At 70.1% G+C, this 24,029-nt stretch carries 20 protein-coding genes and 1 pseudogene; 10 read left to right on the forward strand and 11 right to left on the reverse strand.

Going from position 1 to position 24,029, the window contains the following annotated elements:
- Window positions 1-108: 108 nt before the first annotated feature.
- From speA to FKV24_RS13355, 3 genes are read left to right on the forward strand one after another with little or no spacing between them, the layout of a single operon-like run.
- Window positions 109-2,022, forward strand: a complete 1,914-nt coding sequence (gene speA, locus FKV24_RS13345) for an arginine decarboxylase (protein WP_141482733.1) — start codon at window positions 109-111, stop codon at window positions 2,020-2,022.
- A gap of 7 nt (window positions 2,023-2,029) precedes the next feature.
- Window positions 2,030-2,299, forward strand: coding sequence for a YciI family protein (locus FKV24_RS13350; RefSeq protein ID WP_111267762.1), 270 nt, complete (start codon window positions 2,030-2,032; stop codon window positions 2,297-2,299).
- A 3-nt stretch (window positions 2,300-2,302) separates the two neighbouring features.
- Window positions 2,303-3,184 (forward strand): NAD(P)-dependent oxidoreductase, encoded by an 882-nt coding sequence (locus tag FKV24_RS13355; protein WP_211371867.1) that lies wholly within the window; start codon window positions 2,303-2,305, stop codon window positions 3,182-3,184.
- A 42-nt stretch (window positions 3,185-3,226) separates the two neighbouring features.
- Here FKV24_RS13355 and FKV24_RS13360 read toward each other — a convergent pair whose 3' ends face one another.
- The 6 genes from FKV24_RS13360 to radC all read right to left on the reverse strand — a co-directional run bounded on the left by FKV24_RS13360 (window position 3,227) and on the right by radC (window position 9,750).
- The gene (locus FKV24_RS13360; RefSeq protein ID WP_141482723.1) at window positions 3,227-3,652 is read right to left on the reverse strand and encodes a hypothetical protein; all 426 of its coding nucleotides are present in this window, start codon (window positions 3,650-3,652) and stop codon (window positions 3,227-3,229) included.
- A 167-nt stretch (window positions 3,653-3,819) separates the two neighbouring features.
- Window positions 3,820-5,172: a phospholipase effector Tle1 domain-containing protein gene (locus FKV24_RS13365; protein WP_141482724.1), complete on the reverse strand. Its 1,353-nt coding sequence runs from the start codon at window positions 5,170-5,172 to the stop codon at window positions 3,820-3,822.
- Window positions 5,173-5,193: 21 nt separating this feature from the next.
- The gene (locus FKV24_RS13370; protein WP_249041019.1) at window positions 5,194-5,838 is read right to left on the reverse strand and encodes a hypothetical protein; all 645 of its coding nucleotides are present in this window, start codon (window positions 5,836-5,838) and stop codon (window positions 5,194-5,196) included.
- Between the two features lie 378 nt (window positions 5,839-6,216).
- Window positions 6,217-7,071 (reverse strand): SPOR domain-containing protein, encoded by an 855-nt coding sequence (locus tag FKV24_RS13375; RefSeq protein WP_141482725.1) that lies wholly within the window; start codon window positions 7,069-7,071, stop codon window positions 6,217-6,219.
- A gap of 110 nt (window positions 7,072-7,181) precedes the next feature.
- The gene (gene argS / locus FKV24_RS13380) at window positions 7,182-8,870 is read right to left on the reverse strand and encodes an arginine--tRNA ligase (protein ID WP_141482726.1); all 1,689 of its coding nucleotides are present in this window, start codon (window positions 8,868-8,870) and stop codon (window positions 7,182-7,184) included.
- 205 nt (window positions 8,871-9,075) lie between these two features.
- Window positions 9,076-9,750: a RadC family protein gene (gene radC / locus FKV24_RS13385; RefSeq protein ID WP_111268211.1), complete on the reverse strand. Its 675-nt coding sequence runs from the start codon at window positions 9,748-9,750 to the stop codon at window positions 9,076-9,078.
- Between the two features lie 252 nt (window positions 9,751-10,002).
- On the opposite strand from radC, the pseudogene coaBC reads away from it, so the two are divergent.
- From coaBC to FKV24_RS13400, 3 genes and pseudogenes are all read left to right on the forward strand, one after another.
- Window positions 10,003-11,281 (forward strand): annotated as a pseudogene (gene coaBC, locus FKV24_RS13390) (bifunctional phosphopantothenoylcysteine decarboxylase/phosphopantothenate--cysteine ligase CoaBC).
- 87 nt (window positions 11,282-11,368) lie between these two features.
- On the forward strand, window positions 11,369-11,827 hold the full coding sequence (dut, locus tag FKV24_RS13395) for a dUTP diphosphatase (RefSeq protein WP_111267756.1): 459 nt from the start codon (window positions 11,369-11,371) through the stop codon (window positions 11,825-11,827).
- A 112-nt stretch (window positions 11,828-11,939) separates the two neighbouring features.
- Complete coding sequence (locus tag FKV24_RS13400) at window positions 11,940-14,216, forward strand: phosphomannomutase/phosphoglucomutase (protein ID WP_425481638.1); 2,277 nt, start codon at window positions 11,940-11,942, stop codon at window positions 14,214-14,216.
- 115 nt (window positions 14,217-14,331) lie between these two features.
- Here the strand turns inward: FKV24_RS13400 and FKV24_RS13405 are convergent, their stop codons facing one another.
- The 3 genes from FKV24_RS13405 to pyrE form a co-directional block, all read right to left on the reverse strand.
- Window positions 14,332-15,273, reverse strand: coding sequence for a DUF3829 domain-containing protein (locus FKV24_RS13405; RefSeq protein ID WP_111267754.1), 942 nt, complete (start codon window positions 15,271-15,273; stop codon window positions 14,332-14,334).
- Window positions 15,274-15,449: 176 nt separating this feature from the next.
- Window positions 15,450-16,124 (reverse strand): hypothetical protein, encoded by a 675-nt coding sequence (locus FKV24_RS13410; RefSeq protein ID WP_141482728.1) that lies wholly within the window; start codon window positions 16,122-16,124, stop codon window positions 15,450-15,452.
- An 85-nt stretch (window positions 16,125-16,209) separates the two neighbouring features.
- Entirely contained in the window at window positions 16,210-16,884 is a 675-nt protein-coding gene (gene pyrE, locus FKV24_RS13415) for an orotate phosphoribosyltransferase (protein ID WP_249041020.1), read from the reverse strand.
- Window positions 16,885-16,991: 107 nt separating this feature from the next.
- Between pyrE and FKV24_RS13420 the strand changes: the two genes are divergently transcribed.
- The 3 genes from FKV24_RS13420 to FKV24_RS19605 are packed head-to-tail and all read left to right on the forward strand — an operon-like array spanning window position 16,992 to window position 19,578.
- Window positions 16,992-17,807: an exodeoxyribonuclease III gene (locus FKV24_RS13420; RefSeq protein WP_141482730.1), complete on the forward strand. Its 816-nt coding sequence runs from the start codon at window positions 16,992-16,994 to the stop codon at window positions 17,805-17,807.
- Window positions 17,804-19,213 carry an AmpG family muropeptide MFS transporter gene (locus FKV24_RS13425; protein ID WP_249041021.1) on the forward strand — a complete coding sequence of 470 codons (1,410 nt, stop codon included), beginning with the start codon at window positions 17,804-17,806 and terminating at the stop codon, window positions 19,211-19,213. Before FKV24_RS13420 ends, FKV24_RS13425 begins: the two co-directional genes overlap by 4 nt.
- 26 nt (window positions 19,214-19,239) lie before the next feature.
- Window positions 19,240-19,578 carry a hypothetical protein gene (locus FKV24_RS19605; RefSeq protein ID WP_211371868.1) on the forward strand — a complete coding sequence of 113 codons (339 nt, stop codon included), beginning with the start codon at window positions 19,240-19,242 and terminating at the stop codon, window positions 19,576-19,578.
- A 15-nt stretch (window positions 19,579-19,593) separates the two neighbouring features.
- Here the strand turns inward: FKV24_RS19605 and FKV24_RS13435 are convergent, their stop codons facing one another.
- On the reverse strand, window positions 19,594-20,745 hold the full coding sequence (locus FKV24_RS13435) for an anhydro-N-acetylmuramic acid kinase (RefSeq protein ID WP_141482731.1): 1,152 nt from the start codon (window positions 20,743-20,745) through the stop codon (window positions 19,594-19,596).
- 102 nt (window positions 20,746-20,847) lie between these two features.
- Window positions 20,848-22,290: a M23 family metallopeptidase gene (locus tag FKV24_RS13440; protein ID WP_141482732.1), complete on the reverse strand. Its 1,443-nt coding sequence runs from the start codon at window positions 22,288-22,290 to the stop codon at window positions 20,848-20,850.
- Between the two features lie 189 nt (window positions 22,291-22,479).
- Here FKV24_RS13440 and tyrS point away from each other — a divergent pair, with 189 nt between their 5' ends.
- Window positions 22,480-23,688 (forward strand): tyrosine--tRNA ligase, encoded by a 1,209-nt coding sequence (tyrS, locus tag FKV24_RS13445; protein ID WP_223250196.1) that lies wholly within the window; start codon window positions 22,480-22,482, stop codon window positions 23,686-23,688.
- Window positions 23,689-24,029: the final 341 nt, after the last annotated feature.

A 24,029-nucleotide genomic window follows, 5' to 3' on the forward strand; every position in this document is an offset into this window, starting at 1 on the left:
CGAGGTGACCGCCGCCGCCGCCGCGGGGCCGCCGGCGCGCGCCCCGTCACGCCCGCGGCTGTAGAATGCGCGTCCCCCGCAACCGGTGTTCCGCCGATGTCTCCGTCGCTGTCCCGCTGGTCTCCCGACCAGGCTCGCAAGACCTACTCGATCCCGCACTGGGCCGAGGGGTATTTCGATGTCGACGACGCCGGCCGCATCAGCGTGCGTCCGCGCCGCGACGGTGGCCCGTCGGTGGCTCTGGCCACCCTGGTCGACGAGGCCCGCGGCAACGGCGCCAAGCTGCCGCTGCTGCTGCGCTTCCCGGACATCCTCGGCGACCGCCTCGGCCGCCTGCAGGGCGCGTTCGCGCAGGCGATGGCCGACTGGAACTACCCCGGCGGCTACACCGCGGTGTACCCGATCAAGGTCAACCAGCACCACGGCGTCGCCGGCACCCTGGCCTCGCACAGCGGCGAGGGCTTCGGCCTGGAGGCCGGCAGCAAGCCCGAATTGATGGCGGTGATGGCACTGTCGCGCCCGGGCGGGCTGATCGTCTGCAACGGCTACAAGGACCGCGAGTACATCCGCCTGGCCCTGATCGGCCGCAAGCTGGGTCTGGATACCTGGATCGTGATCGAGAAGCCGTCCGAGCTGCCGCTGGTGATGGCCGAGGCCGAGGCGCTGGGCGTGCAGCCGGGCATCGGCGTGCGCATGCGCCTGGCCAGCCTCGGCGCCGGCAAGTGGCAGAACAGCGGCGGCGACAAGGCCAAGTTCGGACTGTCGCCGCGGCAGGTGCTGGACCTGTGGAAGTCGCTGCGCGATGCCGGCATGACCGACTGCCTGGGGCTGCTGCACTTCCACATGGGCAGCCAGATCTCCAACGTGCGCGACATCGCCAGCGGCATGCGCGAGGCGGTGCGCTATTTCGTCGAGCTGTCGGTGCTCGGTGCGAACGTGCGTTACATGGACGTCGGCGGCGGCCTGGGCATCGACTACGAGGGCACCCGCTCGCGCAGCTATTGCTCGATCAACTACGGCGCCAGCCAGTACGCCGGCACCATCGTGCAGCCGCTGGCCGAGGCCTGCGAGGAGTACGGTCTGAGCGCGCCGCGCATCGTCACCGAGTGCGGCCGCGCGATGACCGCCCACCACGCGGTGCTTATCGCCAACGTGTCGGAGGTCGAGCAGGCGCCGGAGGGCCGCGTGCCCGAGCCGCACGACGACGAGCCGGCGGTGATCCGCCATCTGCGCGAGATCCACGAGGAGCTCGGCCAGCGTCCGGCGGTGGAGCTGTTCCACGAGGCCCAGCACCACCACAGCGAGGGCCTGAGCCTGTACGCGCTGGGCCAGATCGACCTGGTCCACCGCGCCCGCATCGACGACCTGTTCTATGCGATCGCGCACGCGGTGCGCGCGCAGCTCAACCCGGGCGAGAAGAGCCACCAGGCGGTCCTGGACGAACTGAACCAGCGTCTGGTCGACAAGTATTTCGTCAATTTCAGCGTGTTCGAGTCGATGCCGGACATCTGGGCGATCCAGCAGGTGTTCCCGATCGTGCCGATCGAGCGTCTCGACGAGGTGCCGAGCCGGCGCGGGGTGATCGCCGACCTGACCTGCGACTCCGACGGCCGCATCGACACCTACGTCGAGAACGAGACGCTGAATACCTCGATGCCGCTGCACGCGTTGCAGCATGGCCAGAGCTATCGGCTCGGTTTCTTCCTGGTCGGCGCCTACCAGGAGATCCTCGGCGACATCCACAACCTGTTCGGCGACACCGATGCGGTCGAGATGCGCGTCGACGGCGAGGATCCGCGCGGTTACCGGCTGACCCAGCAGCGCCGCGGCGACACCACCGACGTGATGCTCGACTACGTCGGCTACCGCCTCGACGCGCTGCGCGAGGCCTACCGCAAGCGGGTCGCCGATGCGCATCTGCCGACCGACGAGTCGGCGCAGCTCGTGGATGCGCTGGAGGCGGGGCTGACCGGTTACACCTACCTCGACGACGGCGGCGCCGCGGTCGGTCGCGCGATCTGAGACGCACATGGGCGAGGCTGCTGCCGACAGACACTTCCTGGTGCTGGCGATGCGCGGGCCGGACTTCGATCCGGCGGTGATCGGACCGCACCGGGCCTTCCTCGAGCGACTGCGCGAGCAGGGGCGCCTGCGGCTGGCCGGCGGATTCGGCGATGCCAGCGGCGGCGCCTACCTGCTGCGTGCGGACGACCTCGACCAGGCCCGTGCCTTGGCCGAGAGCGACCCGCTTCACGTCACCGGTGCGTCGCGGATTACCGTCTTTGAATGGAACCTATGAAACATGGCAACTGAGAACTCCCCGGCCGTGCTGAAGACCGGCTTCATCGGACTGGGTGCGATGGGCGCACCGATGGCCCGCTATCTGCGCGACGCCGGCCTGCTGACCGTGGTCGGCAACCGCACCCAGGCCAAGGCCGATGCGTTGGCCGCCGAACTGGGCGTGCGCAGCGCGCGTTCGGCCGACAACTTCGCCGACTGCGACGTGGTCGCGCTGTGCGTGTCGCTGGACGCGGACGTGATCGAGAACGCGACCGCGCTGGCGCGGGTGCTCAAGACCGGTGCGGTCGTCGTCGACCATTCGACGGTGTCGGTGCAGACCGCGCGCCGGGTCGCCGCGCTGCTGGCCGCCGAGGGCATCGCCTTCCTCGACGCGCCGGTGTCCGGTGGTGTGGAGGGCGCCCGCAACGGCAAGTTGTCGGTGATGGTCGGTGGCGCCGAGGCGGCGCTGGAGAAGGCGCGGCCGGTGATCGAGGCCTATGCCGCGCGGATCAGCCTGATGGGCGAAACCGGCGCCGGCCAGGCCACCAAGGCGGTCAACCAGGTGCTGGTGGCCGGCATCAACGAGGCGGTCTGCGAAGGCCTGGCGCTGGCCGAGAAGCTCGGTCTGGATGCCGAGCGCCTGCTGCCGACGCTGATGGCCGGCGCCGCCGGCAACTGGTTCCTGGAAAAGCGCGGCGCGACCATGCTGCGCGACGCCTTCGCGCCGGGCTTCAAGTCGGTGCACATGCTCAAGGACCTGCGGATCGTGCAGGGCATCGCCCGCGAGGCCGGCATCCGCACCGCGACCATCGACCAGGCGGTCGCCGACTACGCGGAGCTGGTCGAGCGCGGCTACGGCGAGTCCGACACTTCGGCGCTGATCGCGCTCAAGCGCAAGCCCTAGGGCGCGCTGAGGGGCCGCTGGGCGGCCGCGACCGGCTGTCGATCAACCCTGCGCCGCGGGCACGGGGTCCTGTGCGGCCAAACGTTCGCCAAGGGTCGCGCCGACCCATGCCGCCAGCAGGCTCAGGGCCATCGCCAGACCGTGCTGGCGCAGCACGTCGCCGGCACCGAAGGCGGGGCCGCCGTCGCTGGACAGCGCGCCGATCCCGATCACCGACGCCACGCTCAGCCATACCGCGATCGCCAGCAGGACCGCCAGCGGGCGGAAGCCGCGACGCGCGATCACGCCGCCGATCAGCATCGCCAGCAGGGTCACCAGCAGGCCGGCGAGCGGGATCGTGCCCCAGCCGGTCTCGGTGGGCAGGTCCAGTGCGCGTCCGCTGAGGCTGATCGCCAGGTCGAAACCGAGCATCAGCGCCAGCGCGGCGATGCAACCCAACAGGTGTCGTTTGTCCAGTCGCTTGTCCATGGGCTCCCCGGCCACGATCCACGCGCGCCCTCGCGGCGGTCGCGCTGCTGCCGCAGTCTAGAGCGGGTCGCGCGGGCGCGTCCGCGAACCGCACACGGTTTCGGACGACCGGGGCGATGCGGGGGCTGTCCGGTCGCGGTGGCGCGCGCGGTGCGGACTCGGGTCACTCAGCGCGCCTGTTCGGCCGCGGCCTGTTGTTGCTGTTGTTGCCCGGCCTGCTCCTGTTCGCGTTCCTGGGCCGCGTCCAGGTTCGCGCGCTGGGTCGCGACCTCGCGATCCCAGCGCTCCTGCAACGCCGGGTCGATCCGGCCATCGAGCAGACGGTCCAGGCGCGCGGCCGGCGTGTCGGCTGCCGCCTCGGGTGCCTGGGCGGCGGTCTGCTCCTGCGCCGCGGGCGCGCCGGGGATCGGTGCGATCCCGACCTTGCGGAATTCGAAGCCGGCGGCCATCGCCTCGTCGCGCGGTTCCGCGTCCAGGCAGTCGATCCGGCACAGCGTGTCCGGCGCCAGTTCCTCCTGGGCGCCGCGCACGCCTTCGCGGTCGTAGACCGAGGTGCGGTAAAAGAACTGGTGCTCCTCGGAGCGATGCACGACATTCAGTTCCGGCGCCGCCGGTTCGGCGCGCTTGTCCAGGAACGGCGTGTCGCTCAGCGCGTTGAGGTAATCCACCATCAGGTTGCCGCTGCGGATCGCCAGGCCGTTGAGCGCATAGCTGCCGCCGACATCGCTGTGCGCGCCGCCGACGGTGACGCTGAGGAAACGGCCGTCCGCGCTCATGCCCGGGTCGAGGATCCGGGTCCCCTGGAACAGGTTGCGGCGCTCGTCCTCGGCGGTGATCTGGAAGCCGGAGATCACCGAGGGCGGCAGCCGGCGGTCATGGTCGCGCGGTTCGCCGGTACCGACCGGATCGAACAGGCCGACCGCCTGCGGGACGCGCCCGGGTTCGAGCAGTGGCGGCTTGGTGAACTCGATGCTCTCGACCAGGCCGTTGGAATCGCGCTTGACGACCATGCCCTCCGGATTCTGGATGCCGCGCTCCTCGACCAGGCGGGCGAAGCCGGCGGCCTGTTCGGCGCCGCGGCTGAAGCCGATGCCGGCGATGCGGATATCGGCCTGGGGGTCCTTCTGCAACCAACGATTGGCTTGCTCCACGAACTGGAGATACATCTCCTCCAGGCGCGCCTCGTAGGTATTGCCATTGATCATGTCCCAGGCGCCGGCGATGCCGCCCTGCGTGCCCGGGCCTTCGACGTAGCCGGCCTGGATGTTCGGAAGCTGTTGTCGCTGGACCTGTTTGTAGATGTCCGCGACGTTGGTGTGGTTCTCCGGCGCGTCCTTGTACATGCTGTTGCCGGTGCCATCGAAGGCGGCGACGAACAGGCGTTCATGCGGGTTGTCCGCGCTGACCAGCTCCGGCGCCGGCATCCGAGACAGCGCGTCGCTGGCCTGCCGGTAGCTGTCCAGATCGTTGGCGTCAGCCGGATAGGTGCTGACGCCGTCGGGGCGCTTGTCCTTGCCCATGGCTCTCCTCCCTGGATCGGATCAGTAGGTGCGGGTCCAGGCAAGCACCCAGTCGTCACGATGCCCGCTATAGCGATTGCCGGGGATCTGCAGTTCCTTGGTTGGGATGAACGCTCGCATGTAGACATTGATCGTGCGGTCGTTGACCTCGAGCACGATCCCGGGATTGCCGATCGAGATGCCTTCCGGGATGTCCTCGCGCGGCACGTTGTGGCGGATCAGGCGGTCCTTGAAGATCTCGCCGATATCGACCTCGGCACGGTGCGCCTCGCCATCCTTCGAGCGCCAGGTCACGATCGCCGGCGAAGGGAAATTTGGCAGGGCCAGATGGCCGGCGTTCCAGTTTTCCCTGTGATCCGGACCGAAGTGCGAAGGCGGCGGACTGACGTCGTCCTCGTTGTCGACGCCATGCGGGAATCCGGCGTAGAGCACCTTGCAGCCGATGGTGTCGTAGCAATAGGCACCGAAGTTGTGGCGCACGAACTTCAGCGGCCAATCGGCGACGGTGTTGTCGCCGCGGGTGATGCGGGGCTTGTCGGATGGGGCGGTCATGGCCATGGGCGATTGGCATCCTGCGCTGATCAGAACGGAAGCGAGCACGGCGGAAGCCGCGACGAGGCGGGCGCGTGCCGGTCTTCGGCGAAGCGGTGCGGAGCGGTTGCGCACGCGGGGACCTCCATGTGGAAGAGGGCGCGGAGACGGGGCTTGCCGGCATTCCGCAGCGTCGCTCAGAACCTAGCACAGCGGCTTTGGTGGCCAAGTGCAGACGTGGACGCGCGCGTTGACGCGCGGTCGCTAAACGGGAGCGTGCTACCGGAAGGAGCGTACGACACGCCGTGAGTCGTGGTGGTGGATTGGCGGCCCGGCGAATCCCGTCGCGGTGCCGCGCGGCCGACCCGTGGTGGCCCGTCATCTGCGAACGTCCGTCGCCGACTCGCAAGCGCGGTGTCGCCATCGATGGGGCATCGTTCGAGACCCACCGCTCGGCGGGTGTCGATGGATCGGGATCGCCGCCGGAACCACCGACGGCCGCGAAAAACCGGTTTACTGCGCCTTGATCGCCAGTGCGTCGAGGCCGCCGCCGGCAAGCTTGCGCTTGGCGTCGGCGAGGTCGCTGGCGGTGCCATACGGGCCCATCCGCACGCGGTAGACGGTCTTGCCGTTGATCTGCGCCGATTCCACCCGCGCGCCAAGGCCGAGCAGGGCGATGCGCGCCTTCAGCTCCTCGGCCTGGCCGGAGGCCTGGAACGCGCCGGCCTGCAGGATGTAGCGGCTGCCATCGCCGACACCGGCGGCGGTGGCGGTGTTGCCGGCCGGCGCCGCCGCGGTTGCCGTTGGTGCGGGTGCGGGTGCGGCTTCGCGTGGCGCGGGGCGGCTTTCCTCGGGCTTGGGGACAGGCGCCGGCGCCCTGGCGACTTCGGCGTCGACCGGACGCGGCAGGCTGCGATCGGTCGAGGCGACCTGGACGTCGGACTGGCCATTGAGCGCACGCAGCGCGCGGTCGCGCTCCAGCGCGGCCTTGCGCTGGCTCTCGGCGCGCTCGGTCGCGGCCAGCTCGGCGTCGGTCATCGGCACTTCCTTGCCGGTGAGCATGTCGTAGAACGCGAAGTCCTCGCCGTCGTCGTCGCCGGTCGCCGGGGCGGTCGTGGCGTTGCCGGCTTCGTCGTTGCCCGCGCGCGGTTGCGGTGCGACCTCGTCGTCGGCGTTGGATACCGGCGCCGGCTGCGCATTCGGGTTGGGCTGCGGGCGGAAGAAGCCGTCGCCGTCGGACTTCAGGTAGCCGGGCGCGACCAGCACCACGATCAGGGTCAGCAGGATGCCGAGCACCATCCAGGCCCAGCCGGGCAGGCCGTTGCTCTGGTTGCGCTTGGCTTGGGACTTGTTGCGTCGTGCTGCCACCGTGTCATGAACCTCGCTGCGGTCGCCGGCGGCACGATGGAGATGCCGGGCGAAGTGTGATGTCTATCGCAAAACGTGCGTTATCGGTCAGTGTAAGCGACGCGGGCGGCTCACATCACCTCGGGGGCGCCGACGCCGAGCAGGCCGAGGCCGTTGGCGAGCACCTGGCGGGTGGCCAGGGCCAGGGTCAGGCGCGCGTCGCGGGTCGCGGCGTCCTCGACCAGGAACTGGTGATCGTTGTAGTACGACTGGAAGGTCTGCGCCAGTTCGAGCAGGTAGGCGGCCAACTGGTGCGGCTCCAGGTCGCGACCGGCGCTCTCGACCACGTCCGGGTAGCGGCCGATCGCGGCGACCAGCTCGTGGCAGGCGGCATCGTCCAGGTCCAGCGGCTGGGCCAGGCCGTTGTCGCGGTCGAACTCCAGTCCGCGCTCGGCCAGCTGGCGCATCAGCCCGCACATGCGCGCATGGCTGACCTGGACGTAGTAGACCGGGTTGTCGAGCGACTGGCTGCGGGCCAGGTCGATGTCGAAAGTCAGCTGCGAGTCGGGCTTGCGGGCGATCAGGAACCAGCGGGTGGCGTCCTTGCCGACCTCGTCGATCAGGTCGCGCAGGGTCAGGTAGCTGCCGGCGCGCTTGGACAGCTTCACTTCCTCGCCGCCGCGCATCACCGTGACCATCTGGTGCAGCACGTACTCCGGCCAGCCCGGCGGGATGCCCTTGTCCAGCGCCTGCAGACCGGCGCGGACGCGGGCCAGGCTGCCGTGGTGGTCGGCGCCCAGCTCGGTGATCGCGCGCTCGTAGCCGCGCTGCCACTTCGACAGGTGGTAGGCGACGTCCGGCACGAAGTAGGTGTAGGCGCCGTCGGACTTGCGCATCACCCGGTCCTTGTCGTCGCCGAAGTCGGTGCTGCGCAGCCAAAGCGCGCCGCCGTCCTCGTAGGTGTGGCCGCCGGCGACCAGCTCGCGCACGGTCTCCTCGACCTTGCCGTCGGTGTACAGGCTGCTCTCGAGGAAATAGACGTCGAAGCCGACGCCGTAGGCTTCCAGGTCGAGGTTCTGTTCGCGACGCAGGTAGGCGACCGCGAACTGGCGGATCGCATCGAGGTCGTCCGGATCGCCGGCGCCGGTGACCACGTGGCCCTCGACCTCGACGCTGTCGCCGCGCAGGTAGGCGGCGGCGACGTCCTTGATGTAGTCGCCACGGTAGCCGTCTTCCGGCCAGCCGGCGTCGTCGGGGCCGCGGCCCTGGGCGCGCGCCTGCACCGAGATCGCCAGATTGTTGATCTGCGCGCCGGCGTCGTTGTAGTAGAACTCGCGCTTCACGTTCCAGCCGTTGGCGGCGAGCACGCGCGCGATGCAGTCGCCGATCACCGCAGCGCGGCCGTGGCCGACGTGCAGCGGTCCGGTCGGATTGGCCGAGACGTACTCGACCCCGGCGGTGTGGCCGCGGCCGCTGTCGTTGCGGCCATAGGCCTCGCCGGCGGCGAAGACCTCGCCGATCGTGCCGCGCCAGGCCGCTTCGGCGATGCGGAAGTTGATGAAGCCCGGTCCGGCGATCTCGACGCTGGCGACCGTGTCGCTGGCCGGCAGCGCATCGACGATGGCCTGCGCGATCGCGCGCGGGTTGGCGCGGGCCGGCTTGGCCAGCAGCATCGCCGCATTGGTCGAGAAGTCGCCCTGCGCGCGGGTCTTCGGCCGCTCGATGACGTAGTCGGGCGTAACGAGGTCGGCCGGCAGGGTGCCGGCGGCGCGCAGGGTATCGATGGCCTGCGCGACCAGGGCGCGGAGAGCGGTTTTCACGGGCGTTTGGGGCGTGTTTCGGAACCGGCCATTGTACGCGACAGCGGTCCGGACGGGCTGCGGAGGATGAACGGATGCGACGGCGACGCACCCCGGCCCGGGCGGGTCCACGCCAGCGGCATGGCTGGCGGCATGGCTGGCGGCAAGGGGGCGGCGGGCCGGAACCCTCCTGCCCACCGGCGCGAGCCCGCCGCCCGAAGCCTCCTCACAGCCAGCCGCGTGCGGCCAGCGAGACCGGCGGGCCGTCGGCGATCACGATGTGGTCGAGCAGGCGCAGGTCGACCAGGGCCAGCGCCTGCTTGAGGCGGAGGGTGACCGTGCGGTCGGCGGCACTGGGTTCGCGATTGCCGCTGGGATGGTTGTGGCCGACGATCAGCGCCGCCGCGTTGTGGGCCAGGGCGCGGCGCACCACTTCGCGCGGGTGGACCTCGGCGCCGTCGACGGTGCCGTGGAACATCTCCTCGAACGCCAGCGCGCGATGGCAGGTGTCCAGGAACAGGACCGCGAACACCTCGTGCGAGCGCCCGCGCAGGCGTTGCGCGAAGTAGCGGCCGACCGATTCCGGGTCGCTCAGGGTCTCGCCGCGCTCCAGTTCGGCCGACAGGTGGCGATGCGAGAGCTCCAGCACCGCGGTCAGCTGGCAGATCCGGGCCGGCCCCAGGCCCGGCAGCGACGCCAGCTCCTGCGGCGAGCATTCGAGCAGGCGGCGCAGCGGTCCGTGGACGGCGAGCAGCTGGCGCGCGGTGGTGACCGCGTCCTGGCCGCGCAGGCCGGAACCGAGGAAGATCGCCAGCAGTTCGGCATCGGACAGCGCGCCGGGGCCACGGGACAGCAGCTTCTCGCGCGGGCGCTCGCTGGCCGGCCATTCGCGTATGCGCAGCACGGCGGGGGAGAGTCGGTCCTGGGGTGCGTCCTGCATGGGGCCCTTCCTTGGGCAGGTTGTCCTTGTGGTTGTGTGTGGCGACGGGCCGGCTCCCGGTTCCCGTTGGGGAAGAGCCGGGGACCGGTCCGGAGACGCCGGCCGCCCCGCCACGAGCCCATTGCATCGCGCACCGGCGTTCGAAACAGCCGGAAAGTCATCCGTCATCGGGTAAGCTAAACGCCCGGTTTCGCCTAGGAAATTTCCGATCCCATGCCCGCCGACCTGGCCGGAAAACACGTGCTGCTGTGTGTCTGCGCCGGCATCGCCGCCTACAAGGCGGCCGATCTGGTGCGGCGCCTGCGCGAGGCCGGCGCCGAGGTCCAGGTCGCGATGACCGCCGATGCCGGCCACTTCGTCGGCGAGGCGACCTTCCAGGCCCTGTCCGGGCGCACGGTGCGGACCTCGTTGTGGGATGCCGCGGCCGAGGCCGCGATGGGGCATATCGAGCTGGCGCGCTGGGCCGACCGGATCGTGATCGCGCCGGCCACCGCCAATACCCTCGCCAAGCTCGCCCATGGCATGGCCGACGACCTGGTCACCACCCTGTGCCTGGCGACGACCGCGCCGCTGACGGTGGCGCCGGCGATGAACCACCGGATGTGGCTGCATCCGGCGACCGTGGCCAACATGGATACCCTGCGCGGCCGCGGCGTGCAGGTGGTCGGCCCCAACGACGGCCCGCTCGCCGAGGGCGAGTCCGGCCCCGGGCGGATGAGCGAACCGCACGAGATCGTCGCCGCGCTGGCGGAGGCGATGCGGACGGAGGGCGCCTGAGATGGCCGCGCACGACCGCCCGCCCGGTGCCGGCAGCGCGACGGCCTCCCTGGCCGGACTGCGGGTGCTGATCAGCGCCGGCCCGACCTACGAGGACATCGATCCGGTGCGCTTCATCGGCAACCGCAGCAGCGGCAAGATGGGCTTCTCGATCGCCGCCGCCGCCGCCCGCCGGGGCGCCGACGTGGTGCTGGTCGCCGGGCCGGTGTCGCTGCCGTCGCCGGAGGCGGTGACCCGGATCAACGTGCGTTCGGCCGCGGACATGCATGCCGCGGTGATGGCCCAGCTGCCGGCTGACGTCTATATCGGCGCCGCCGCGGTCGCCGACTTCACCCCGCGCGAGGCCTCGGCCAGCAAGATCAAGAAACGTCCCGGCAGCGACACCCTGACCCTGGAGCTGGTGCGCACGCCCGACATCCTCGCCGAGGTCGCCGCGCATGCGTCGCAGCGTCCGCGGCTGGTGGTCGGTTTCGCCGCCGAGACCGACAACGTCGAGGGCTACGCCCGCGGCAAGCTCGACAACAAGCGTCTGGACATGATCGCGGCCAATCGCGTCGGCGTCGCCGGCAGCGGCTTCGAATGCGACGACAACGCGCTGTCGGTGTTCTGGGGCGACGGCGAGCGCGCGCTGGGCCCGGCCGCCAAGACCGAACTGGCCGACCTGTTGTTGGACCTGGTCCTCGAGCGCCTGGCCGATACGACGCCGGCGGCATGAGGGTTGGCGGGGCACGAAACTTGCAACACCCGTCGGGTGGCCCGGAGGCCGCATCGCCGCAGCGACCAATCGAGGAAACGTGACGCCGTGCACCACACCCTGGAACTGAAAGTGCTCGATCCGCGATTCGGCGACGCCTGGCCGCTGCCGGCGTATGCGACCGCGGCCAGCGCCGGCCTGGACCTGAGGGCGGCGCTGGATGCGCCGTTGACGCTGGCGCCGGGCGATGCGGCGCTGCTGCCGTCGGGTCTGGCGATCCACATCGGCGATCCGGGACTGTGCGCGGTGATCCTGCCGCGATCGGGACTGGGTCACAAACACGGCATCGTGCTGGGCAACGGGACCGGGCTGATCGACGCCGATTACCAGGGACCGTTGATGATCAGCGTGTGGAATCGTGGCGGGCAGGCTTTTACGATCGAGCCCGGCGACCGCATCGCGCAGTTGGTGATGCTGCCGATCGTGCGTGCACGGTTGCAGGTCGTCGACGAATTCGAGGCCAGTGCAAGGGGTGCCGGCGGCTTCGGCCACACCGGCGTGCGCTAGCGGGGCGAGAGGCTCCAAGGGGAAGGACGGAATGGTGGATCTGAAGATCGAGCGGCCGCAGTTGTCGGCTGAACAAGGCCGATTGCTGCGGCGTCTGCTGGCGCTGGCCTGCGTGCTGCTGGCGGCATGGTTCGCGTGGTGCGGCTGGCAGCAGCAACAGGACAGCAGCCGTCGTGCCGGCCTGCAGAGCGCGCGCGACTCGGTCGTGCAGAGCGTGCAGGAGGTGCTCGCCGGCGAGTACGAGCGGATGGCCACGCAACTGGCCAAGACCGATGTGCGCGCCGCGCTGGAGGCCGATGATTTCGCCACCGCCGGCACCCGTCTCGCCGACGGCTGGCCCGGGGTCAAGGAGGCGCGGGTGTTCCCGCCCAGCCTGGAGAGCGCCTACGCGGTGCTGACCGCCGAGGGCGCGCGCGGCGGCGGCTACGGCCGCCTGGCGGTGCTGGAAGCGGCGGTCGCGCAGAACCGGGCGGTCGCCTGGGTCGTGGGCGACGCCGGATCGCGGCAGTTGGAGGTGGCCTCGCCGATCCACGAGGGCGAACGCCTGGTCGCGGTGGCGGTGGTGCAGTTGCCGCTGGATTCGATCGGCGACGCGATCGAACGGGCGCCGATGGCCGGCGACACCTACATGGCCCTGCGGCAAGGCTCGTTCAGCGTGATCGAACGCGGCGACAGCCGTCTGGGCGGTGGCGCCGAGTCGCTCGCCGCGCGCATCCCCGACAGCGAGTGGCGGGTGGCCGCGGCTGTGCCCGACGTCGCCGGCGGCCCGCTCGGTCTCGACGGTCCCGCCTGCTTCATGGTCGCCGCCGTGCTGTTGCTGATGGCGGTGCTGGCCAACTATGCGGACAAGCTCGCCCGCCGGCGCAAGCCGGCCGAGGGCGAAGAGGAGGCGGAACCGGCCTCCGAACAGACCCTGGCCGAGTCGCTGCAGCAGGCGCCCGAGCCCCCGGTCACCCCCACCCAGAAGGCACCCATCATCGATAAGGACGCACCACCCCCATCCGCCCAGGTCGGCATCGACCGCGGCATCTTCCGCGCCTACGACATCCGCGGCATCGTCGGGCAGTCGCTCGACGCCGGCATCGCCGAACTGGTCGGCCATGCGATCGGTTCGCTGATGCACGAGCAGGGCCTGGAGGACATCGTGGTCGGCCGCGACGGCCGCCTCTCCGGCCCCGAGCTGAGCGAGGGCCTGATCGCGGGCCTGCGCAAGGCCGGCCGCAACGTGTTCGACATCGGCCTGGCGCCGACCCCGCTGACCTATTTCGGGGCCTATCACCTGCGCGCAGGTTCCTGCGTGTCGGTCACCGGCAGCCACAACCCGCCGGACTACAACGGTTTCAAGGTCGTGGTCGGCGGCGAGACCCTGTCCGGCGACGCGATCACCGACCTGTACGCGCGGGTCGCCGAGGACCGGCTGTACACCGCACCGGCCCCGGGCCGGCTCGAGCAGCGCGACATCAACGACGACTACATCGAACGGGTCGCCTCCGACGTGCAGATCGAGCGCCCGCTCAAGGTCGTGGTCGATGCCGGCAACGGCGTCGCCGGCGAGCTCGGGCCGCGCGTGCTGGAGGCGATCGGCGCCGAGGTCACGCCGCTGTACTGCGAGATCGACGGCACCTTCCCCAACCACCACCCGGATCCGAGCGAGCCGCACAATCTCAATGACCTGGTCAAGATGGTCGACCGTCTCGAAGCGGATCTGGGCATCGCCTTCGACGGTGACGGCGACCGCCTCGGCGTGGTCACCCGCGAGGGGCAGAACATCTTCCCCGACCGTCTGCTGATGCTGTTCGCCGCCGACGTGCTGGAGCGCAATCCCGGCGCGGTGGTGATCTTCGACGTCAAGTGCACCGGCCGTCTGCCAGGGCACATCCTGCGCCACGGCGGCAGCCCGCTGATGTGGAAGACCGGCCATTCGCTGATCAAGTCCAAGATGCGCGAGACCGACGCCGAGCTGGCCGGCGAGATGAGCGGTCACTTCTTCTTCAAGGAGCGCTGGTACGGCTTCGATGACGGCATCTATGCCGCCGCGCGCCTGCTGGAGATCCTGGCCATGCATCCGGACGGCCCGAGCCAGGCGCTGGCCGAGCTGCCCGACGGGGTGTCGACGCCGGAGATCAAGGTCGACGCGCCGGACGGCAACCCGCACGCCTTCGTCGACGCGTTCCGCGAGCAGGCCCAGTTCGAGGGTGCGCGCCTGTCGACCATCGACGGTCTGCGCGTGGACTGGCCGGACGGCTGGGGCCTGGTGCGTGCGTCCAACACCACGCCGGTGCTGGTGCTGCGCTTCGACGCCGACAGCAAGGCGGCGCTGGAACGCATCCAGGCCGCGTTCCGCGCCCAGTTGCTGGCGGTCAAGCCGGACCTGCGCCTGCCGTTCTAGGCGGGCGGGCGGGGGGCGGGCAGCGGCGCGCCCTCGCGCTGCGGCGGCCGGAAACGAAACGGGGCGGGAGTTCGGACTCCCGCCCCGTTTGCCATTGCGGTGTCGCGAGCCGGGCTCAGCTGTTCATCATGTTCAGCATGTCGACCGCGTCGTTGTAGCTCTCGACGACATCGTTGAACTCGGACGGGTCCTTGCGCGCCTCGCGGTAGCTGCCGGCCAGCTCGCTCAGCTCCTCGGCCAGCGACTCGTAGCGGTCGATGGTCGGCAGTGAGTCGGCGTCCTCGGCCTGGCGCTTGTCGTGCTCCTCGCGCATGGCGGCGATGCTCGCCTCCATCGCCGCGATGTGCGCGTTGGCCTCCTCGATCTTGGCCTCGTTCTTGAAGTCGTCGGTGGAGTTGAACAGGTCGATCACCTTCTCGGCCGAGCCGAGCGCTTCCCATGTGTGCAGTTCCAGCAGCTGGCCGTCGGCCTTGAACTGCGCCACGGTCTTCTCGTGGGCGACCTTGGCGGCGGCGTCGACCTGGACCGCCAGCGCATTCACCGCCGATTCGATCGCGGCGATGCCCTCACGGTACTTCGGCAACAGCTCCTTGCCCTTGGCGCCGCCGTCGTCCTCGTAGCGCTTGGCCTTGTTGTAGTCCTGCAGCTCGCTCCAGGCCGGCAGGCCCTGCTCGATCGCCGCCAGCAGCGCGTTGGCGGCCTGGTCCAGTTCCGGCGTGGCGCCCGGCATCGCGGCCGCATCCTTCAGGTTCTGGACGTCGGAATCGGAGAAGAAGTGGCTGTCGGTGCGGATCGCCTTGAAATCGCCGGCCTCGACCTTGGCCGCATCCCTGGCGCGCCACTGGGCGAAGGTTTCGTTCGTCGGGCTGCTGAAGCCGCGCATGCGATTGCCGATCTCGATATAGGCCTGGACCTTCTCGTCCCAGGCCTGGTCGTCGGCCTGCGCGCCGACCCCTTCGACTGCGGCGGTCAGTGCGTCGGAGCTGGGGATCTTGTTGCAGGCGGGGAGTGCGACCAGCAGTGCGGCGCCCAGCAACGTCGGGATGAGGTGTTTCATCGGGAGCTCTCCTTGATTGGGAATCGTCCATTGCTTCCAGACCCGGCTGGCCTGGAAGGGACGGGAGTCTGCCCGAAAATGCGATATCGGTCACCCCTTGTCGCGAGGTGACAAGCAGTGTCTGCGCGCGCGCCGGGCGCGTCGCCGCTATGAACGCCTTGAACGGCGGGCGCGGCTCAGCCCTTGAGTTCGCGGTAGCGGGTCAGCGCGCTCTCGAACTCGCCCTCGACATCGGCGCGCTCCTGGCGCTGCTGCGAGAGCATGTCCTGCTGGCGCAGCAGCTCCTGGTGCTGGCCCTGGATGTTGCCGGCCAGCGCGGTACCCACCGGCTTGCCGGCCAGCTCGGTCTCGCTGGCGCGACGCAACAGGGTGACCAGGCTCTGGCGCAGGCCCTGGATGCCGAGCTCGGAGGCCTTGACGGTCTCGTCGAGCAGGACGATGCGGTTCTGGTAGGCGCGGCGCAGGTCGTCCTCGGTGGCGTAGGACTCGGCCATCGCCTTCTCGCGGCGGGCCAGCGCCGCCTTCCTGGCCTCTTCGAGCTGGCGCGCGCGCTCCTGTTCGGCGGCGGCGACCCGTTCCTCCGCGGTCAGGGCGCGGCCGACGGTCGCGGTGGTCATGCCGCTGTTGACGCTGATCTCGGTGCGCGCGCTGTCGACCGCGCTGGCCGGCAGCGCGTCGCCGCAGACCTTGCGGCCGTTTTCCTGCCAGCAGTAGAGCTTCTTGCTGCCGCTGGCGGCACCCTTGCCCTTGCTCTGGGCATCCGCCGCCGATACCGCCGCCAGCAGCAGGGCGCCGACGGCGACGGCCGACAGCGCGCTCCCGGAGCGGCTCAGGCAGCGGATCGTGTTCATTGGCAGACTCCGTTCGTCCCTGGTCATCGTTCGTTCATGACGCAAGAGTCGGGCCAAGCCCGTCACGAGCTTGCTACCGCGGGGGTCAGCGTGGTGTGAGGCTGCCGTAGGCGTCGCGGTAGGCGAGCAGGCGCCCGCGTTCGGCGGCGAGGGTGTCGTCGTTGCCGGTGAAGGCGAGCAGATCGTCGAGCGAGGCGACGCTGATCACCGGCAGCCCCTGCTCATCCGCGACAGTTTCTGCCGCTGAGCGTCGGGATGCGGCCGGGTCGACCGCCTCCTGGCGATCGAGCGCGATCACGATGCCGGCGGCAATGCCGCCGCCGTCGCGGATGATCGCCAAGGCTTCGCGGATCGCGGTACCGGCGGTGATCACGTCGTCGACGATCAGCACCCGGCGGCCGTCCAGCGGCGCGCCGATCAGGCTGCCGCCCTCGCCGTGGGCCTTGGCCTCCTTGCGGTTGAACGCGACCGGCAGGTCGCGTCCGCGGCCGGCGTACTCGCAGGCCAGCGCGGTGGCCAGCGGGATGCCCTTGTAGGCGGGGCCGAACAGCAGGTCGAAGTCGCCGATCGCGCCCGCCTCGCGCTGCGCGTCGATCGCGTCGGCGTAGCAGGCGGCCAGCCCGGCCAGGGCGGCGCCGCTGTTGAACAGGCCGGCATTGAAGAAATACGGGCTCTGGCGGCCGGACTTGAGGGTGAACTCGCCGAAGCGCAGCGCCTGGGCGCGCAAGGCGAGCTGGAGGAAGCGGGACTTGTACGACACGGGACGCGGGACTCGGGCTGGGGGTCGGGAAAGCCTAACCGATCGCCTCGACGGCGGGCCGGGGCGGGTATGCTCTGACAGTCCCGGGTCACTCATTCCAGGCATTCGTGAAAATCATCAGCTTCAATGCCAACGGCATCCGTTCCGCCGCCAACAAGGGCTTTCTCGACTGGTTCCACGAGCAGGACGCCGACGTGCTGTGCCTGCAGGAGACCAAGGCGCAGGAGGCGCAGCTGACCGACCCGATGTTCCGGCCCGACGGCCACCACTGCTTCTATCGCGACGCGATCACCAAGAAGGGCTACAGCGGGGTGGCGATCTACAGCCGCCGCGAACCCGACGAGGTCCGCACCGCGCTGGGCTGGGCGCCGTTCGACGACGAGGGTCGCTACATCGAGGCGCGCTACGGCAACCTCAGCGTGGTCTCGTTCTACATCCCGTCGGGCTCCTCCGGCGAACTGCGGCAGGGCTTCAAGTACGAGGTGATGGACTGGCTCAAGCCGATCCTCGACGCGTGGCTGGCCAGCGGCCGCGACTATGTGCTGTGCGGCGACTGGAACATCGTGCGCAGCGCCCGCGACATCAAGAACTGGAAGTCCAACCAGAAGAATTCCGGCTGCCTGCCGGTCGAGCGCGCGTGGCTGAGCGGGCAGATCGGCGCCGACGGCGGCAGCGACGGCACCGCCGGCCGCGACGGCGGCTGGGTCGACGCCTACCGTGCGCTGCACCCGGAGGGCGAGGACTACACCTGGTGGAGCAACCGCGGCGCCGCCCGCGCCAACGACGTGGGCTGGCGGATCGACTACCAGCTGGTGACCCCGGCGCTGGCGAAGCGGCTGAAGGCCTGCTCGATCGCGCGCGAGCCGCGCTTCTCCGACCACGCGCCGTTCACGGTGGAATTCGACGGGGGACTGACCGGGTGAGCGGCGCCCAGGCGTCGCCGGACGATACCCAGGCGCAACCGCGCAAGCGCTCGGACTGGGTCGACGTGCTCTCGCGCCTGCGCGAGCCGAAGGTGCTGGTGATGCTGTTGCTGGGCTTCAGCTCCGGCATCCCGATCTATCTGGTCGGCAACACCCTCGGCTTCTGGATGCGCGAGAACGCGATCGAGTTGTCGACGATCGGCTTCCTGTCGTGGGTCGGCCTGGCCTATTCGCTGAAGTTCCTGTGGGCGCCATTGGTCGACAAGCTCGATGCGCCGCTGGTCGGACGCTGGCTCGGGCGCCGGCGCGGCTGGATGCTGGTGTCGCAGCTGGTCATCGGCGCCGCGCTGGTCGGGATGGCGTTGGTGCAACCGCAGGAGGGCCGGCTGCTGCTGTTCGGCGCCGAACTCGACCAGTTGCTGGTGTTCGGAGCGCTGGCGCTGGTGGTCGCGTTCGCCTCGGCCACCCAGGACATCGTGATCGACGCCTGGCGTATCGAAAGCGCCGACAACAACGAGCAGCAGGGCTTGCTGACCTCGGCGTCGACGCTGGGCTACCGGGGCGCGCTGCTGGTCACCGATGCGCTGATCCTGATCCTTGCCGCCCAGGTCGGCTGGGTGGTGTCCTACGAGGTGATGGGGCTGTTGATGGGCGTCGGCATCGCCGCGACCCTGATCGCGCGTGAGCCGGCCGTCAGCGTGGCGGCCGCGAGCGCGTCGCATCCGGCGCTGCTGACGCCGCAAGGCTTGTTCGACGCGTTGATCGGCCCGTTCGTCGCCTTCTTCCGCGAACACGGCCGCTGGGCCCTGCTGATGCTGCTGGCGATCAGCCTGTACCGGTTGCCGGACTTCCTGCTCGGCCCGATGGCCAACCCGTTCTACGCCGATCTGGGGATCGACAAGGAAACCGTCGGTGCGGTGCGCGGATCGATCGGCCTAGTGGCCACCACCTTTGGTATCGCCTCCGCGGGCCTGAGCGCGATGCGCTTCGGTTTCATGCCCACATTGATCGCCGGCGCGGTGCTCGGGCCGGGCTCCAATCTCGCGTTCTCCTACCTGGCCCTGCACGGTGCGGATACCGGGGTCTTCACCACGGTGATGGCGATCGACAACTTCTGCAGCGGCTATGCCGGGGTGGCCTTGATCGGCTACATGTCGAGCCTGACCAGTGCCGGCTATACCGCGACCCAGTACGCATTGCTGAGTTCGTTCTATGCGTTGCCGGGCAAGGTGCTGAAGGGGCTTTCGGGTGTCGCGGTCGAGCACCTGGAGGCCGGGCGCGGTCTGCTGGAGGGCTATTCGCTGTTTTTTGCCGGCACGGCCCTGGTTGGCCTACCGGCGGTCCTGTTGTGCATACTGGTGGCCACGCGCCAGCCAAGGCGCGGCATGGAGGCCGGTATCACGTGAATTCACCGCAGAATGCGGCCCAGGCCATGAGTGACATCATCCTTCGCGACATCGATAGCGTCCTGATGGAGCGCATCAAGCGCGTCGCCGACGCGCACGGTTGGGACCTGCAGGCGGCCCTGATGCAGTTGCTGGAGCAGGGCTTGTACGTGTGCGAGGGCGAGCTGTCGCGCTCCTTCAACGATGCCGATTCGCGCGCGCTGCAGGAGGCGATCGCGGCGATGGAGGACGTGCCCAACGATCCCGGATTCGCCCGGATCGGGCAGATCGAGCCGCCGCCCCAGGCCGAACCGGATCCGCCGGATCCGTCGATTTCGCTGCCGCGCGGGTTGTTCGACGAGGACGCGCCCGGGCGCGGCGACTGAGCGTCGCCCCGTGGCTCAGTCCGCGGCCGGGTGGATCACGCCGAGCACGCGCGGGCCGCGGGCGCCGCTGACGCTGGGCAGGTTGCCGGCGCCACCGGCCAGCGCCTGGCGCGCCAGCCAGGCGAAGCCCATCGCCTCGACCAGGTCCGGATCGATGCCGTGCGCCGCGGTGGATTCGAGCCGCACCTGCGGCAGGTGCGCGGCGATCCGTGCCAGCAGCAGCGGGTTGTGAACGCCGCCGCCGCAGGCCAGCAGCCGGCGCGTGGACGGCTGGGTCGCGCGCAGGGCGTCGGCGATCGTGCGCGCGCTCAGTTCCAGCAGGGTCGCCTGCACGTCCTCGGCGCGCTCGCCGCCGCGCAGCCGCTCGGCCACCCAGTCGAGATGGAACTGCTCGCGGCCGGTGCTCTTGGGCGGCGCCGCGGTGAACCAGGGCTCGTCCAGCAGCCGCGCCAGCAGCGCATCGTCGCAGCGGCCGCTGGCCGCGAACGCGCCGTCGGCATCGTAGCCGCGGCCTGTGTGACGCAGGCACCAGGCGTCCAGCAGGCAGTTGGCGGGACCGGTATCGAAGCCACGCACCGCGCCCCCGGGATCGGCCGGCAACAGGGTCAGGTTGGCGATGCCGCCGAGGTTCAGGGCCGCGCGATCCTCGTCGGGCGCGCGCAGCAGTGCGTTGTGCAGGGCCGGCAGCAGCGGCGCGCCGTGGCCGCCGGCGGCGACGTCGCGGCGCCGGAAGTCGGCGATCGTGGCGATGCCGGTGCGCTCGGCGATCACGTGGGCGTCGCCGATCTGCCAGGTGAACGGATGGCGGCCGTCGTAGGCGGCGCCGGCCGGGCGGTGGCGTACGGTCTGGCCGTGCGAGCCGATCGCCGCGATCGCATCGGCGGTCATTCCGGCCTTGGCCAGCAGCGCCTGCGCGGCATCGGCGAAGACCTCGCCGACCTGCACGTCGAGGGTCGCGATCTCATCCAGTGAGTCGATCCGCGCGCCCTGGCCGATCTCCACCAGGCGCGCGCGCAGCGCCTGCGGCCAGGCGTGGGCGTGGCCGTGGACCAGCTCGCAGCGGTCGTCGCCGTCGAAGCGGACCAGGGCCGCATCGATGCCGTCGGCACTGGTGCCGGAGATCAGGCCGATGAAGAAGCGGGCGTCGGTGCTGGAGTCGTCGGGCATGCTCGGGTCGGGGCCGGTGGCCGTGGGCGGGCGACGCATGCCGGCGCCCGGGAGGCGGGGCGCGCCGTCAGCGGCGCGCGGTGGGAGCGGCTACGGCCGGGCTCAGCCCTTCTTGCCGTCCTTGGGCGCCTCGGCCTTGGCGACCTGGCCGCCGTCGGCCTCGCCGCCGACATCGGCGTAGATGATCCGCTCGACCTGCTGGATGCGGGCCAGTGCCGGACCGGTCTGGGCGCGGAACTCGGCCAGCGCGGCGCCACGCAGCGGCTCCGGTGGCGGCATCGTCACCGACAGCGGATTGCGGTGCACGCCGTTGATGCGGAATTCGTAGTGCAGGTGCGGGCCGGTGGCCAGGCCGGAGCTGCCGACGTAGCCGATCACCGAGCCCTGCGGCACGCGCTGGCCGGCCTTGTACTTGCCGAAGCGCGACATGTGCGCGTAAAGGGTGCTGTAGCCGCGACCGTGGTCGAGCACGACGGTACGGCCGTAGCCGCCCTTCCAGCCGACGAACTGCACGCGCGCGTCGCCGGCGGCCATGATCGGGGTGCCGGTGCCGGCGCCGTAGTCGACGCCCTTGTGCTGGCGCACGCGGCCCAGCACCGGGTGGCGGCGCGAACCGAAGCCGGAGGTCAGCCGCGCATACGGGATCGGCATGCGGATGAAGCTCTTCTTCAGCGGACGGCCGTCCGGGCTGAAGTATTCGGCCTTGTCGCCGCGCTCGAAGCGGAAGCCCGAATAGGTCTTGCCGCCGGTGCTGAAGGTCGCCGCCAGGATCTTGCCGCGGCCGATGCGCTCGCCTTCGCGCCAGTTCTCGTCCATCACCACGCTGAAACGGTCGCCGCGCTGGATGTCGGTGTTGAAGTCGATGTCGTACTGGAAGATCTCGTCGGTGAGTACCGCGATCGCCGCCGGCGACAGGCCGGCCTTGCGCGCGGCGACATACAGCGAGCTGGTGATCTCGCCGGTCGCCACCACGGTGCGGGTCTCGACCGGCCGCTCGATCACGGTCTCCTTGATCGAGTCGCCCTCGATGTGCAGCTCGACGCGATGGGTGTCGTCGCGGTCGAAGCGGAACGTGCGCAGCCCGCCGCCGACCGGCAGGTCGAAGGCCAGCTCGGTGCCCGGGCGCAGCCGGCCCAGTGCGGTCTTGGCGCTGGGCTGGGCAAGGATCTGCTGCAGGGTCGCGGCGGGGACGCCGAGGTCCTCGAACAACTCGCCGAGGGTCTGGCCGGACTGCACGGTGACGATCTGCCAGCTGTCGCCGCGCGCCTGTTCGGGCGAACGCGCCGGCAGCGGCGGCAGGGCCAGCGCCATCGACTGGCGCGGCGCGTGCGCCGGTGCGCTGACGTCGTGGCTGAAGCCCGGCACGATCGCCGCGACCAGCAGGCCCATCGACGCGAACAGGCTCGCGGTCGCCCATTGGCGACGCGACCAGCGGCCGTTGAATCCATCGGAGAGGTGACGGGCCAGCACCGGGCGGTGCAGGGAGGCTTCGCGCAGGGCCTTCAGGCGCTCGCGCCGGCCGGGGCCGGAACCCGTTACAGTCATGGTCTTGGTCTCCCCCTGCGGAAGCTGTGAAGGCGGCGTGTCGGGGGTACCATAGTCACGCGAGCAACACGCGTCAAACCCTTGAGCTGAATGGGGTTTTTCGGCCCGGCGAGCGTTAACGCCCCTTTAACCTGCAACCGTGTCCGTCGTCGCATTCAGGTCGGCGGTCAGACCCGTAGAGAGCCAGCCTTGTCCATCCAAGATTCCCTCGATCTGATCGGCCGCGGCGCCGACGAAATCCTCAAGCAAGAAGAACTCGAAGCGCGCCTGAAGGAAGGCCGCCCGCTGCGGGTCAAGGCCGGCTTCGACCCGACCGCGCCGGACCTGCACCTGGGCCACACCGTGCTGCTCAACAAGATGCGGCAGTTCCAGGACCTCGGCCATCGGGTGATCTTCCTGATCGGCGACTTCACCGGAATGATCGGCGACCCGACCGGCAAGAACATCACCCGCAAGCCGCTGACCCGCGAGGACGTGCTCGCCAATGCCGAGACCTATGCCGAGCAGGTGTTCAAGGTGCTCGATCGCGAGCGCACCGAAGTGCGCTTCAACTCCGAGTGGTTCGGCAAGATGGATGCCGCCGACATGATCCGCCTCGCCGCGCAGCACACCGTCGCGCGCATGCTCGAGCGCGACGACTTCGCCAAGCGCTATGCCGCGCAGCAGTCGATCGCGATCCACGAGTTCCTGTATCCGCTGGTGCAGGGCTACGACTCGGTGGCGCTGCAGGCCGACGTCGAGCTCGGCGGCACCGATCAGAAGTTCAACCTGCTGATGGGGCGCGGGCTGCAGGAGCATCACGGCCAGAAGCCGCAGATCGTGCTGACGATGCCGCTGCTGGAAGGCCTGGACGGCGTGCAGAAGATGAGCAAGTCGCTGGGCAACTACATCGGCATCGACGAGCCGGCGATCGACATCGTCACCAAGACCATGAAGATCGACGACACCCTGATGTGGCGATGGATCGAGCTGCTGAGCTTCGACATCGGCGTCGCCGAGGCGGCCAACCTCAAGCGCGACATCGAGGCCGGGCAGCTCAATCCGCGCGATCTGAAGCTGCGCCTGGCGCGCGAACTGGCGGCGCGCTTCCACGATGCGGCCGCGGCCGAGCAGGCGGTGGCCGGATGGAACGCCGCCGTGCGCGGACAGGGCGATACCGCGCAGTTGCCGCTGAACGACGTGCCGGTGCCGGCGGAAGGGCTGCGCATCGCCGCCCTGCTGACCGCGGCGGGGCTGACCCCGAGCAACTCCGAAGCCAACCGCAAGCTCAAGGAGCGTGCGGTGCGCATCGATGGCGAGGTCCTCGAGGACCCGCAGCGGGTGTTCGTGCCGGGATTCGAGGGCGTGCTCGCGGTCGGCAAGCGCAACTTCGCCCGGGTTCGCCTGGTCGCCGCCTGAGTGTCGCGCCGCACGCCCCTGCGCGTGCGGCGTCGGCCCGTTCAGGGCGCAAGCGAAAAGGGGCGTGGGCGCGCCCGGCGGGGGTTTTGAAAAATTTTTGTCATCCCCCCTTCCCAAAGCTGAAACGGATGTGCACAATGCGCGCCCCGCCGAGGTGCAGGATTGATTGGCGGGGGCGTGTTGGAGGCGGTTTTCAGCGGGTGGTTGACGGTCTGGAAAGTTGCTGTAAGATGCGCGGCCCGCTGACGGGAAGCGAGAGCTGAACGGCGGAGGGGCGGCAGGAAAAAGGGCTTCGAAAGGTGTTGACGGCCCCGAAAACTGCTGTATGATGAGCGGCTCCC

Source organism: Marilutibacter maris, assembly GCF_006546735.2.
Classification (GTDB): domain Bacteria; phylum Pseudomonadota; class Gammaproteobacteria; order Xanthomonadales; family Xanthomonadaceae; genus Marilutibacter; species Marilutibacter maris.